This is a genomic window from Mesorhizobium sp. KR9-304 (assembly GCF_040049215.1).
In the GTDB taxonomy this organism is placed as follows: Bacteria; Pseudomonadota; Alphaproteobacteria; order Rhizobiales; family Rhizobiaceae; genus Mesorhizobium_K.
This window is the reverse complement of record NZ_JBDZDN010000004.1, coordinates 350,190-363,236: the sequence shown is the minus strand read 5'-3', so window position 1 is coordinate 363,236 and position 13,047 is coordinate 350,190. Positions and strand designations below refer to the sequence as shown.

The window sequence follows — 13,047 nt, the reverse complement described above, 5'->3', positions numbered from 1 at the left end:
GGCATGTGATCAATTAGCGCGTGCCCGTTAGCCAACTTTCACAGCCTACAACGCTGGTCCCTAGCTAGTTGTGGAGCCTCCAACTCCCGCCGAATGAGCAATGGCGACCGGGAGGCCGCCAATTCTCATGTCTAGGTCCAGATGTTTCTGGACCCCCCAGCGTTTGCCTAGCCGAACATGTCGGCGACGATTCCCGAATACCAGCCGTTCGATTCTTCGTAGGTCGATTTGCGCAGCGCGGCATCTTCACCCGGCGTTCGACACGAACGCGTCGACGACGTGATCTTCCGGTCCTTCGGTTCGTATGCGCGCCCACCTTGGGGGCTACATTGGTGCTTGCATCTCCAGCAATCGGTAGGCGTGATGGGTTCAAGCAAGTTTGGTCTTTCCAGTCGACAATAGCGATCGTTGTCATCCGATCCGTGGTAGGCGCCAAGGCCCATGTTGCAGATGGTGCAGCATGGCACCAGCTTGCATTGTCCGAAGCGATCCCGGATTGCCTTTTTTTGGTGACCTGACCGCCATCGGCGAAGCGGTGCAGAACATAGACTGGCGGCTGATGATCGTGCCGACCGTCATTCGCAATTCCACAGTAGATGCACCGATCGCCTTCAACCAACTCGTAAACAGGTCCAAATCGCTCTTCCGACTTTCGGCGGCTGTATCTCTCTTTCACGCGGGCCATAGAGGACGGGTCCTACGTTTCCGATTGATGATCACCGGATCGATTTGCGACGGCTATCTTACTCCAAGATCGACGCCGGTTCTCGAAGTCACCCCACCTACTCTGTTCTTCAACCAGCATTCGCTTTTGCGGCGGACAAATGCGAAAGCGCGGCATTGCGCGTCGACCTCACACTCGAGATAGCAATTGATGAAATTGCTCTGCCGAATTCTTTTGTAGTCCCCGCCGGCCATGTCCTTGCCTGCGGCGATAACAAACGTCGATATCATCACGTCGGCGGTGAGCTCTTGTGCCACGTAGGCCGACGCGTCGGTGTTGGTGACCAGCAGCTTGGCGTCATTTTTCAGAAAGCAGAACCGCTCCTTTTTGTTGTAGGTGGTTGCACGGCAAGACGGCTCCGCCTGGCACGCGGACTGACACTCTCGCTCTGAAACTGAACTCAACGTCCTGTAGTCGAATCCAATGATGTCGTGATTGGCGACGTGTTGGAATTGTCTCCCCGGCAAGCTTGGGTCGGACGTACTGTCCGGTGTGGGCGAGGGCTCTGCTGTGAATTGCGGCTGACCGTAACAGAGAAGTTGGACAACTGCAGGGGCCGCCATCTCGGCAAGGTCGGCAGTCGAGAGCACTGCGTCATCCCGCCTGGTGTCGTAAACGATCGATCTGCTCTGAAGGAAGATTTCGACGACACTTGACCGCAGGGCGAAGTTTACGTTCTGAGGGAGGATGCCAGTGTTACCGGCAAACTTTGATCCCAGGACAGCTGTCGCAACACCGACCACCGAGCCGGACCGGTCGACGATTGGACCTCCCGAGTTCCCTGGCTGCAAAGGGGTAGATATCTGGAGGTATCGAGTGTCATTCTCCATTCCCACCAGGGAATTGATGTTCCCGGTGGTGACTTTGATGGAGTCTGACAACAAACCATGGAGCGGATAGCCGAAGGCGGTGATGTCCTCACCAAGTCGTGTCGCGCCATTCCGCAGTCGGAGAAACGGTTTGCCAGCGCCACCTACCACTTTGACGACAGCTAGGTCGTTTTGACGGTCAACGATCCAGTCTGTTGCGTCGCCCAAGTTCGGTACGCTCGCCCGGGTGCAGCCTTCCAACACGTGAGCGTTGGTGATCGCCCATCCGTCCGCGTTGACAAAGAACGCAGTGCCCGAACTTGAGGGGTCCGTTTGAGCCTGGGTCGATCCAGACCACAAGACAGCCGAGACAAGTGCAATTCTTGCAAACCCACAACGCAACATCGTCGACCCCAAGTCGCTCGATCGTAGTCGAGCGACGAATTGTACGCAAACGTCTCGATACCCGGATTTCGAAGGACGTCGCGGGATCAGAATCAACCTGTCGAGAAAGCCGGGGAAGCCCGATTTCCCCACATTTTCCTGTTGCTAAATTGTAGCTAAATCAAAAATCGTACGTGTATCCGAGGTAACCGTCGGGCGTAAGAAAAGTGTTATTTTTCAAGTGTTTCGGATGGTGGGCGTGACAGGGATTGAACCTGTGACCCCTACGATGTCAACGTAGTGCTCTCCCGCTGAGCTACACGCCCATCCGAAGCCCGCGCATACACCACTTTTGGTCCGGCGCGTCAATAGTGGGTTTGGCCGTCGGGACGCCTGCGTCCCGAGTGCGGAAACCGAGCGTGAAAATCGTCGGCGAGGCGAGCTTCGCCCGGGCCGCGGTTGCAAGCAGCGGCGATCCGGCTGGAGGCAAAAACGAAGTTCAGGCCGCCTGCAGCATCTTCTCGACCTCATTGACGAGATCGCGCAGGTGGAACGGCTTCGACAGGATCTTGGCGTCCTTCGGAGCCTTGGAGTCGGGGTTCAGCGCCACCGCCGCGAAGCCGGTGATGAACATGACCTTGAGGTCGGGATCAATCTCCGTCGCTCGGCGCGCGAGCTCGATGCCGTCCATCTCCGGCATGACGATGTCGGTAAGCAGAAGCGAGAAAGGCTCCTCGCGCAGCCTTTCGTAGGCGCTTGCGCCGTTGTCGAAATCGCTGACGTCGTAACCGGCGCGTTCGAGCGCCTTGACCAGAAACCGACGCATGTCGTCGTCGTCTTCCGCAAGCAGTATGCGTGCCATCCCGATCCCGTCCGAATCACCCACCACCGGGACTGTTCCCATGCAGGCCCATTAACCATACCGTATATGAAGCCTCGAGGGTAAACATCAAGTGAATGTTGATTGGACCTGGAAGAGGGGATCGCCGAAGCTGGACAGCGGGGCTGGCAGATGTCAATTTCGCTCCATGCAGTTGTTGAGCTTGTGGCCATGACGGCAGCCGATGATTTCTCGGCGGTGCCGCCCTTCGAGATCCGCGAGAGCGCCGAGCAGCGCGTGGCGTTCGTCTTCAACTCTCCACACAGCGGCAACCACTATCCCGAGCGCTTCCTCGCGCTGACGCGCCTCGACCGCACGGCGATCCGCCGCTCCGAGGACTGCTTTGTCGACGAGCTGTTCGGCGCGGCAGTGCCGCTCGGCGCACCCCTTTTGGCGGCGAACTTTCCGCGCGCCTATCTCGACGTGAACCGCGAGCCCTGGGAACTCGACCCGCGCATGTTCGCCGAGCCGGTGCCTTCCTTCGCAAACATCCGCTCGGCGCGAGTGGCGGGAGGCCTGGGCACGGTGCCCAAACTGGTCGGCGAGGGGCTCGACATCTATTCCGGCCGCCTCCCGCTCGCCGAGGCCGTGGGGCGCATCGAGACGGTCTACAAGCCCTATCACGATGCGCTAAAGCGGCTTCTGACCACCACCCATGCGCGCTTCGGCTATGCCGTGCTGATCGATTGCCATTCCATGCCGGCGAGCATCAGGATCGGCGACACGGGCCTGAGGCCGGACTTCATCATCGGCGACCGCTTCGGCGCCTCCGCCACGCGGGCGCTGACGGAGACCGCCATCTCGCTGCTGATCTCGATGGGCTACACCGTGGCGCACAACAAGCCGTATGCCGGCGGCTTCATCACCGAGCACTACGGACGGCCGGCGAGGGGGCTGCACGCGCTGCAGATCGAGATCAATCGCGGGCTCTACATGAACGAGCGGACACTGAGGAAGTCGTCGGGTTTCGATGCGCTAGCCGACGATCTGGCGCGGTTCTCGGCCGAGCTGATGTCGATGCCCGACCACAATTTCCTCGACAATTTCCAGGACCGGCCGCTTGCCGCCGAGTAGGCGCCGCATCCTGAAAAAAAAGACCGCATCGTTGCCGACGCGGTCGAAGTCTAGGGAGGAAACGCCCAAGGAGGGCATGGACAGGAGAACCTGTCCGACTCAAAGCCTATTGTGCGATGCACAAATGTCAATAATTTCTGAGCCGCTTTTGTCAGACATATCGGAAAAACGCTGCGAAATCGCAATTTAGTTGTATTTTTACATCAGTTCGTACCTCCGGAGGTGTTTTTTGGAGATTTCCGTCGAGTTCTTCCGGCGTGTCGCGGCCGCGGCGGCCGGCGAAACGCTGCCCCGCTTCAGGCAATTCGGCGACGTCGCCAACAAGCTGGAAGGCGGCTTCGACCCGGTCACCGAGGCCGACCGCGAGGCCGAGCAAGCGGTCCGGGCTCTGATCAGGGCCGAATATCCCGGCCAGGGCATCCTCGGCGAGGAGTTCGGCTCGGAGAACGCCTCGAGCGATCACGTCTGGGTCATCGATCCCATCGACGGCACGCGTTCCTTCATCTCCGGCATTCCGCTCTGGGGAACGCTGGTCGGGCTGACGCACAAGGGAGATGCGGTGGCGGGCATGATGGCTCAGCCCTTCGTCGGCGAGCTGTTCTACGCGGCCGGCGGGGAGGCCTGGTATGAGCGAACCAACGGGGCCGCCGCGCGTCAGCGCCTGTCGACGCGCAGGACGGTGTCGCTCGCCGAGGCGACGCTCTGCACGACGACACCCGCGCTGTTCCAGGGCGACCGGCGCGATGCCTATGACCGTCTCGAGAAGGCGGTGCGCCTGGCCCGCTACGGAACCGACTGCTACGCCTACGTTATGCTGGCGGCCGGCAATGTGGACCTGGTCGTCGAGGTCGGCCTGCAGCCTTATGACATCGTGGCGCTGATCCCGATCATCGAGGCGGCGGGCGGCATGGTCACCGAATGGAACGGCGGAAGGGCGGAGGACGGCGGCGGCATCATTGCGGCAGCGACGCCCGAGCTGCATGCCGCCGCGATGGAAGTGCTCCACGCCGGGCGCAGCGACGCCATCGGCTGAGCATGGCGCACTAAACGCGACACGCTTTAGACGCCCTCGTCGTTGCCGGGAACAAAGGCATCGAAGGCGGCCAGAAGCTGCTCGCGGAAGATGTCGGCCTCCTGCAGCAGTTCGTGGCGCGCCCCCGCGATGGTCAGGATCTGGCCGCCGCGCAGGCGACGGGCGTAGTCAGCGATAGCGCGCGTCGAGACCACCTCGTCGTTCCCGGCTCCCACGAACATCACTGGAATATTGATTCTGGCGATGAATTCGGGATCCTCCACGGCCGCCACGGCCCTGCAGGCGGCACGGATCCAGGCGACGGTGGGGCCGCCGAGCGCCAGCTTCGGGAATTTTTCGTAGAGCTCCATGTTGCGCCGGTAGCGGCCAATGTCAGTCGTCAGCTTGTTGGTGGCGAAGGGCGGCGAACGGCGCGGGCGGGGGCCCCACGCGCCGTACATGCGCCCCAACCCCAGCCAGTAGAGAATGCCTGCGATGCGGCTGATGCCGGACATGGAAAGCGGGAAGCCGGTATAGGTGAAGAAGGACGCCACGAGCACCATGCGCCGGACCCGGTTGACCAGCGAGGGTGTCGCGAGAAGCGCGATCAGCGAACCTGTCGAATGGGCCAGGATGTAATAAGGACCGCGGCAGTCTGGCAGCACGACCTCTTCGAAGAAGCGATCGAGATCCTTCACGTAGTCGGAGAAGTCGCGCACATGGCCGCGCTGGGGGTCGCGCAGCAGCCGCTCTGAACCGCCCTGGCCGCGCCAGTCGAAGGTGGCGGTTGTGAAGCCGCGCTCGGACAGGTTCCTGGCGGTTTCGAAATACTTCTCGATGCATTCGTTGCGGCCTGAAAGCACGATGACGGTGCCCTTCAACGGGCGCGCGACGGCCGGGAACCGCCCATAGCGCAGTTTCTTGCCGTCGAAGCCCGAAAAATAGCCGCCGGTCGCCTTCTCGGGCACGGGATTGCTGGGGATTACGTTGAAGACGTCCGTCATGAGGCGCTTTCGCGTCGGTGGGTCAGCGCCGTGGCCGATCTGGCGCCGTCAGGTGATAGAAAGCACGGAACCAGAAAGCAAGCGGCGGGCGCCCGCCGCCAATGGCAGGCCGGAAGACCGCTTCACGCTGCCTCCCGGCCTCTGTCGAACCGGGGGAAGGGACGTTGCACCCGGCTCGGCCTCGTGGCGATGCTGCTCGTCTGCATCGCGTCATCACAATCCGGACAATAGGCCGGGCGTCCTGAACACGGTCCGAAGCAGCGGTTCATCTGCGGTTCATCGGAATGACAACGAAACGGGCCGATACAGCCTTGAAAGGCTGGTTTTGGGTCCCCAAATGTCTCCTGCGGTCGCCGATACAGGGGCCGCTGGTCCAGCCGGGACGCCAAATGGGTGTCACACCCGGGTTCCGCACCGGATCAACGCAAAGCCATGTTGCTCAACAGGAGAACAAACCATGCGTCACGTTGATTTTTCCCCGCTCTACCGTTCGACCGTCGGTTTCGACCGGCTCTTCACGATGCTCGATTCGCTGGCGCAGCCTGACAGCGGCCAGACCTATCCGCCCTACAATATCGAGCGCACCGGCGAGGACGCCTACCGCATCTCCATGGCGGTCGCCGGCTTCTCGGAGAAGGACATCGCCATCGAGGCTCACCGCAACGTCCTGTCCGTCAAGGGCGAGCGCAAGGAAGACACCGACGGCCAAGGCTCCGAGGTGCTCTACCGCGGCATCGCCGCCCGCAGCTTCGAGCGCCGCTTCCAGCTTGCCGACCACGTCGAAGTGCTGGGCGCCGAGTTGAAGAACGGCCTGCTGCACATCGATCTGAAGCGCTCGGTTCCCGAGGAGTTGAAGCCGCGCAAGATCGAGATCGCGAACGGCGGCAAGGCCAAGCAGATCGAGGCCAAGGCTGCCTGATCTCACCCAGTCTCCTCCCGAGACGAAAGCGGCGCCGAAGGGCGCCGCTTTTCTATCGGACCTGAACGTCAGGCGATCAGCTCGCCGAACCTGTCCACGTCCTGCGCTTTCGTCGCGAAGCTTGTGACGAAGCGCCAGAGTTTTTCGCCGGGCGCGATCTCGCCGCCAAAACCTGCCGGCGTGTGCCAGTCGTAGAAGCGCGCGCGCTTCTCCTGCAGGACATCGGCAATTTTCACCGGCATGATGGCGAAGACCTCGTTGGCCTGCGATTCCCAGGCGAGTCTGACCTTGTCCGACGCGCGGATGTGGCCGGCTAGCCTCGCTGACATGGCGTTGGAATGCGCCGCCGTCTCAAGCCACAGCCCGTCCTCGAAATAGGCGTCGAACTGCGCGGCGATGAAGCGCGACTTCGAGAAGAGCTGCGCTGCACGCTTGCGGACGAAGCCGAATTCTTCTGCCTGGTCGAGGTCGAACATGATCACGGCTTCCGCGCACCAGCAGCCGTTCTTGGTGCCGCCGAAGGAAACGATATCGACGCCGCTCTTCCACGTCATTTCGGCTGGCGTCGTTTCGAGCGCCACCAGAGCATTGGCGAAGCGTGCGCCGTCCATGTGCAGTGGAAGCGAATGTTTTTTCGCGATGGCCGAGATCGCTCGGATTTGGTCGAGACCATAAACCGTGCCGATCTCCGTCGCCTGAGTGATCGAGATCGCCGCCGGGCGGCCGGCATGCACGTTGTCCACCGCGAAACGCTCGACCGCCGCCGTGAGATTGGCAGGATCGATGCGGCCGAGCGGACCATCGACGGCGAAGAGCCGGGAGCCGCCCATGAAATATTCCGGCGCGCCGCACTCGTCTTCCATAATGTGCGACTCGCGGTGGCAGAAGGAGAGGCCGCCCGGCTTGTTTGCAGAAACCAGCGACAGCGCGTTCGCGGCCGTGCCGGTGCCGACAAAGAACACCGCCACTTCACGCTCGAAAATCTCGGCGAATTTCTTCTGAACCTTGGCGTCGAGCGAGCCGTTGCCATAGGCAGGCTCGAAGCCCGAAGCATGTGTTGAAAGAGCGGCGGCGATCCTGGGATGCGCGCCCGCCCAATTGTCCGATGCAAAAATCACGTGTTTTGTCCTGGCTCGTAAAGGCCGCGACCCTGCCCGGTTTTCCTAGGCAACTTCAAGGGGCAGGGCGGCGGAAAGTGTTGCGCTCGGCGCTTGTCTCATCCGTGCGCTGCGACCGGAGATTGTTGCTGCCTGCCGGCTGGCGCAATTTTCTGTCGCGGTCATCGCGAATTTTTTCTGAATCGGTCTTGTAAGCGGACCTGGTTTCTGCAATAAGAAATTTAGGACAGTATTGCTGTCTTATTTATCTGCGCATTGACTGCCGGTTTGGCGTATTGTGAACGCCTTGCCAGCCTTGCGCGCCGGCAGGCAGACGGACCTACCCGCGAGGGCAAGCAACGGAGGATATGGTGATGACGGATTTCACGCCATCTGTGACGGAGCATAGCGTGCCCGCCCAGACGAATGGCGTGGCCGTCAAACGCGCCAATCCTTCGCAGATTCCCGGCTTGCCGGAGGCCCAGGGCCTCTACGACCCGCGCAACGAGCACGATTCCTGCGGCGTCGGCTTCATTGCGCAGATGAAGGGCGTCAAGACGCACGGAATAGTCGAAGACGGTCTTTTCATGCTCGAAAACCTCACCCATCGCGGCGCGGTCGGAGCAGACCCTTTGATGGGCGACGGCGCCGGCGTTCTGGTGCAGATCCCGGACCGCTTCTTCCGCGAGGAAATGGGCAGGCAGGGTATCGAACTGCCGCCTGTTGGACATTACGGCGTCGGCCACTGGTTCATGCCGCAGGATGCAGCGCTGCGCGAGCACATCAACGAGGTGATCGTCGAATCGGCGGCCTCGGAAGGGCTGCCGCTCGTCGGCTTCCGCGACGTTCCCGTCGACAATTCCTCGCTCTCCAAGGCGCCCGACATCGCGGCAGCCGAGCCTTTCCATCGGCAGGTCTTCATCGGCCGCCCGGCCGAGATCGTGGACGACGAGGAGTACGAGGCGCGGCTCTATCTCCTGCGCAAGGTCATCTCGGGCCGCATCTATGCGGAGAACGAGAACAAGGACATCGGCGCCTATTGCGTGTCGCTGTCGGCGCGCACCATCGTCTACAAGGGCATGTTCCTCGCCTACCAGGTCGGCGCCTACTACAAGGACCTCAAGGACCCGCGCTTCGAGACGGCGCTGATCCTCGTACACCAGCGCTTCTCGACCAACACTTTCCCATCTTGGAAGCTGGCGCATCCCTACCGCATGGTCGCGCACAACGGCGAGATCAACACAGTGCGCGGAAACAACAACTGGATGGCGGCCCGCCAGGCCTCCGTCGATTCCGAGCTGTTCGGCAACGACATCTCCAAGCTTTGGCCGATTTCCTATGAAGGCCAGTCGGACACGGCGTGCTTCGACAATGCGCTCGAGTTCCTGTTCCAGGGCGGTTACACGCTTCCGCATGCCATGATGATGCTGGTCCCCGAAGCCTGGGCCGGCAACAAGTCGATGGATGCCGACCGCAAGGCTTTCTACGAGTACCACGCGGCGCTGATGGAGCCGTGGGACGGACCAGCCGCGCTGGTGTTCACCGACGGTCGCCAGATCGGCGCGACGCTCGACCGCAACGGGCTGCGTCCCGCGCGCTACATCGTGACGGACGACGACCGCGTCATCATGGCGTCGGAGGCAGGCGTGCTGCCGGTGCCGGAGGAGAAGATCATCCAGAAGTGGCGGCTGCAGCCCGGCCGCATGCTGCTGATCGATCTCGCAAAGGGCCGCATCGTCTCCGACGAGGAGATCAAGTCCGAGATCGCGACGCGCCATCCCTACAAGACCTGGCTCGCCAACACGCAGCTCATCCTCGAAGACCTGAAGCCGGTTGAGCCGCGCGCGCTCAGGAAGGACGTCTCGCTGCTCGATCGCCAGCAGGCGTTCGGCTATACGCAGGAAGACACCAAGCTCCTGATGTCGCCGATGGCGACGACCGGCCAGGAAGCGGTGGGCTCGATGGGCACCGACACGCCGATCTCGGCGATGTCGGACAAGTCGAAGATGCTCTACACCTATTTCAAGCAGAACTTCGCGCAGGTCACCAACCCGCCGATCGATCCGATCCGCGAAGAGCTGGTGATGAGCCTCGTCTCCTTCATCGGTCCCAGGCCGAACATCTTCGACCTCGTCGGTTCGTCCAGGAAGAAGCGGCTGGAAGTGCGCCAGCCTATCCTGACCAACGGCGATCTCGAGAAGATACGTTCGATCGGCCACACCGAAGACCGTTTCGACACCAAGACGCTCGACGTGACCTATGCGGCGAGCGAGGGTTCCGCCGGCATGACCGGTGCACTGGAGCGGCTCTGCGAACGCGCCGAGGCTGCCGTCGCCGGCGGCTACAACATCATCATCCTGTCGGACCGCCAGGTCGGCCCGGACCGCATCGCCATTCCGGCGCTGCTCGCCACCGCGGCCGTGCACCACCACCTGATCCGCAAGGGCCTGCGCACCTCGGTCGGCCTCGTCGTCGAGTCCGGCGAGCCGCGCGAGGTACATCACTTCTGCTGCCTTGCCGGCTACGGCGCCGAGGCGATCAACCCCTATCTCGCCTTCGACACGCTGCTCGACATGCACCGGCGCGGCGAACTGCCCGCCGAGGTCGACGCCAACGAAGTCGTCTACCGCTACATCAAGTCGATCGGCAAGGGCATCCTCAAGGTGATGTCCAAGATGGGCATCTCGACCTACCAGTCCTATTGCGGCGCGCAGATATTCGACGCCGTCGGGTTGAAGTCGGACTTCGTCGAGAAGTATTTCACCGGCACGGCGACAATGATCGAGGGCGTCGGCTTGGACGAAATCGCGGCCGAGACGGTCAGTCGGCACACGGATGCTTTCAGCGACGACCCGGTGCTGAGGAACGCGCTGGAGGTCGGCGGCGATTATCTCTTCCGCATGCGCGGCGAGGCCCATATCTGGTCGCCGGATTCGGTCGCTACGCTGCAGCATGCGGTGCGCAAGGGTTCGTGGGAGACGTTCAAGCAGTTCTCCGGGCAGATCGACAGCGAAACCGCGCGCGCGCAGACGATACGCGGCCTGTTCAAGATCAGGCTTGCCGGCGATACCGACCGCAAGGCCGTCGCGCTTGACGAGGTCATGCCGGCTGCCGACATCGTCAAGCGCTTCTCGACAGGCGCTATGTCCTTCGGCTCGATCTCACGCGAGGCGCACACGACGCTGGCGCGCGCCATGAACCAGATCGGCGGCAAGTCGAACACCGGTGAAGGCGGCGAGGAACCGGACCGCTATCTGCCGCTGCCCGGCGGGGGCAAGAACCCCGAGCGTTCGGCGATCAAGCAAGTCGCCTCCGGACGTTTCGGCGTCACCGCCGAATATCTCGTCAACTCGGACATGATGCAGATCAAGGTCGCGCAGGGCGCCAAGCCTGGCGAAGGCGGCCAGCTGCCCGGCCACAAGGTCGACGCGACGATCGCGAAGGTGCGGCACTCCACACCGGGTGTCGGCCTGATCTCGCCGCCGCCCCATCACGACATCTATTCGATCGAGGATCTGGCGCAGCTGATCTACGACCTGAAGAACGTCAACCCGGCGGCCGACGTGTCGGTCAAGCTCGTCTCGGAGGTCGGCGTCGGGACGGTGGCGGCGGGCGTCGCCAAGGCGCGCGCCGATCACATCACCATCTCGGGCTATGACGGCGGCACCGGCGCTTCGCCGCTCACCTCGCTGAAGCATGCCGGCTCGCCCTGGGAGATGGGTCTTGCCGAGACGCATCAGACGCTGGTGCTGAACGGGTTGCGCTCACGCGTCGCGCTGCAGGTCGACGGCGGCTTGCGCACCGGCCGCGACGTGATCATCGGCGCGCTGCTCGGCGCCGACGAGTTCGGCTTCTCGACCACGCCGCTGATCGCGGCCGGCTGCATCATGATGAGGAAGTGCCACCTCAACACCTGCCCGGTCGGGGTCGCGACGCAGGACCCGGTGCTACGCAAGCGGTTCAAGGGCACGCCCGAGCACGTCATCAACTACTTCTTCTACGTGGCCGAGGAGGTGCGCGAGTTGTTGGCCGCGATGGGCTTCACGCATATCGACCAGATTATCGGCGATACCGACCTGCTCGAAAAGCGCGAGATGATCGACCATTGGAAGGCGCGCGGCCTCGACTTCACGCGCATCTTCCACAAGCCGGATGCGCCCCGCGAAGCGACCCACTGGACCGAGCGGCAGAAGCACCCGATCGACGACGTGCTAGACCGCAAGCTGATCGAGCTGGCGAAGCCCGCGCTCGAAACGCGTCAGCCGGTGCAGATCGAGATGCCGATCCGCAACGTCGATCGCTCCGCCGGCGCGATGCTGTCGGGCGACGTCGCAAAGCGCTTCAGGCACAAGGGTCTGCGCGAGGACACGATCTCGGTCAAGCTGACCGGCACGGCCGGACAGTCGTTCGGGGCATTCCTGGCGCGCGGCATATCCTTCGAGCTGATCGGCGACGGCAACGACTATGTCGGCAAGGGGCTTTCGGGCGGCCGCATCGTCATCCGCCCGCCGGACAATGCCAGGATTGTGGCCGAGGAGTCGATCATCGTCGGCAACACCGTGCTCTACGGCGCGACGGAGGGCGAGTGCTACTTCCGCGGCGTCGCCGGCGAACGTTTCGCGGTGCGCAACTCGGGTGCTGCCGTCGTCGTCGAGGGTGTCGGCGACCACGGCTGCGAATACATGACCGGCGGTATCGTCGTCGTCATCGGCAAGACCGGGCGCAATTTCGCGGCCGGCATGTCGGGCGGCGTCGCCTATGTGCTCGACGAAGCCGGCGACTTCGCCGAGCGCTGCAACATGGCGATGGTCGAGCTCGAGCCGGTGCCCGAGGAGGATTATCTGCTTGAGAAGTTCCACCACCACGGCGGCGACATCGACCACAAGGGCCGTGTCGACGTGTCGGGCGACATGACCAGCCACGACGAGGAGCGGCTCCATCTGCTCATTTCGAACCATGTGCACTACACGGGTTCCGCCAAGGGCAAGGCGATCCTTGAGAACTGGGCCGACTACCGGCCGAAGTTCAGGAAGATCATGCCGGTCGAATACAAGCGCGCGCTGGAAGACATGGCCCGCATGCGCATGGGTGTGGCGGCGGAGTAGTTGCGCCTCAACGGGCTCCGTCTGGACTGGATCCGAAGC

9 protein-coding genes and 1 tRNA gene are annotated in these 13,047 nt (G+C 62.6%); 4 read left to right on the top strand and 6 right to left on the bottom strand.

The genetic code is table 11. The annotated features are described in order from the left end of the window. Positions 1–167: 167 nt before the first annotated feature. From ABLE71_RS21460 to ABLE71_RS21445, 4 genes are all read right to left on the bottom strand, one after another. Positions 168–443, bottom strand: coding sequence for an FCSD flavin-binding domain-containing protein (locus ABLE71_RS21460; RefSeq protein ID WP_348785515.1), 276 nt, complete (start codon positions 441–443; stop codon positions 168–170). 295 nt (positions 444–738) lie between these two features. Beyond that, the gene (locus ABLE71_RS21455) at positions 739–1,938 is read right to left on the bottom strand and encodes a trypsin-like peptidase domain-containing protein (RefSeq protein ID WP_348785594.1); all 1,200 of its coding nucleotides are present in this window, start codon (positions 1,936–1,938) and stop codon (positions 739–741) included. A 230-nt stretch (positions 1,939–2,168) separates the two neighbouring features. Then, positions 2,169–2,243: transfer RNA gene (locus ABLE71_RS21450), tRNA-Val, on the bottom strand. 173 nt (positions 2,244–2,416) lie between these two features. Continuing rightward, a complete protein-coding gene (locus ABLE71_RS21445; protein WP_121580006.1) occupies positions 2,417–2,779 on the bottom strand; it encodes a response regulator in 363 nt (120 codons plus the stop codon). 189 nt (positions 2,780–2,968) lie between these two features. Here ABLE71_RS21445 and ABLE71_RS21440 point away from each other — a divergent pair, with 189 nt between their 5' ends. Further along, positions 2,969–3,871, top strand: a complete 903-nt coding sequence (locus ABLE71_RS21440) for an N-formylglutamate amidohydrolase (protein WP_348785514.1) — start codon at positions 2,969–2,971, stop codon at positions 3,869–3,871. Between the two features lie 229 nt (positions 3,872–4,100). Continuing rightward, complete coding sequence (gene hisN / locus ABLE71_RS21435; protein WP_348785513.1) at positions 4,101–4,904, top strand: histidinol-phosphatase; 804 nt, start codon at positions 4,101–4,103, stop codon at positions 4,902–4,904. 26 nt (positions 4,905–4,930) lie between these two features. Here hisN and ABLE71_RS21430 read toward each other — a convergent pair whose 3' ends face one another. Beyond that, positions 4,931–5,887 (bottom strand): alpha/beta hydrolase, encoded by a 957-nt coding sequence (locus ABLE71_RS21430; protein WP_348785512.1) that lies wholly within the window; start codon positions 5,885–5,887, stop codon positions 4,931–4,933. Between the two features lie 457 nt (positions 5,888–6,344). On the opposite strand from ABLE71_RS21430, the gene ABLE71_RS21425 reads away from it, so the two are divergent. After that, positions 6,345–6,806, top strand: a complete 462-nt coding sequence (locus ABLE71_RS21425; RefSeq protein ID WP_348785511.1) for an Hsp20 family protein — start codon at positions 6,345–6,347, stop codon at positions 6,804–6,806. Between the two features lie 68 nt (positions 6,807–6,874). On the opposite strand, the gene ABLE71_RS21420 is transcribed toward ABLE71_RS21425, so the two are convergent. Beyond that, positions 6,875–7,924 carry a low specificity L-threonine aldolase gene (locus tag ABLE71_RS21420; protein ID WP_348785510.1) on the bottom strand — a complete coding sequence of 350 codons (1,050 nt, stop codon included), beginning with the start codon at positions 7,922–7,924 and terminating at the stop codon, positions 6,875–6,877. A 353-nt stretch (positions 7,925–8,277) separates the two neighbouring features. Here ABLE71_RS21420 and gltB point away from each other — a divergent pair, with 353 nt between their 5' ends. Further along, positions 8,278–13,008 (top strand): glutamate synthase large subunit, encoded by a 4,731-nt coding sequence (gene gltB, locus ABLE71_RS21415; RefSeq protein WP_348785509.1) that lies wholly within the window; start codon positions 8,278–8,280, stop codon positions 13,006–13,008. Positions 13,009–13,047: the final 39 nt, after the last annotated feature.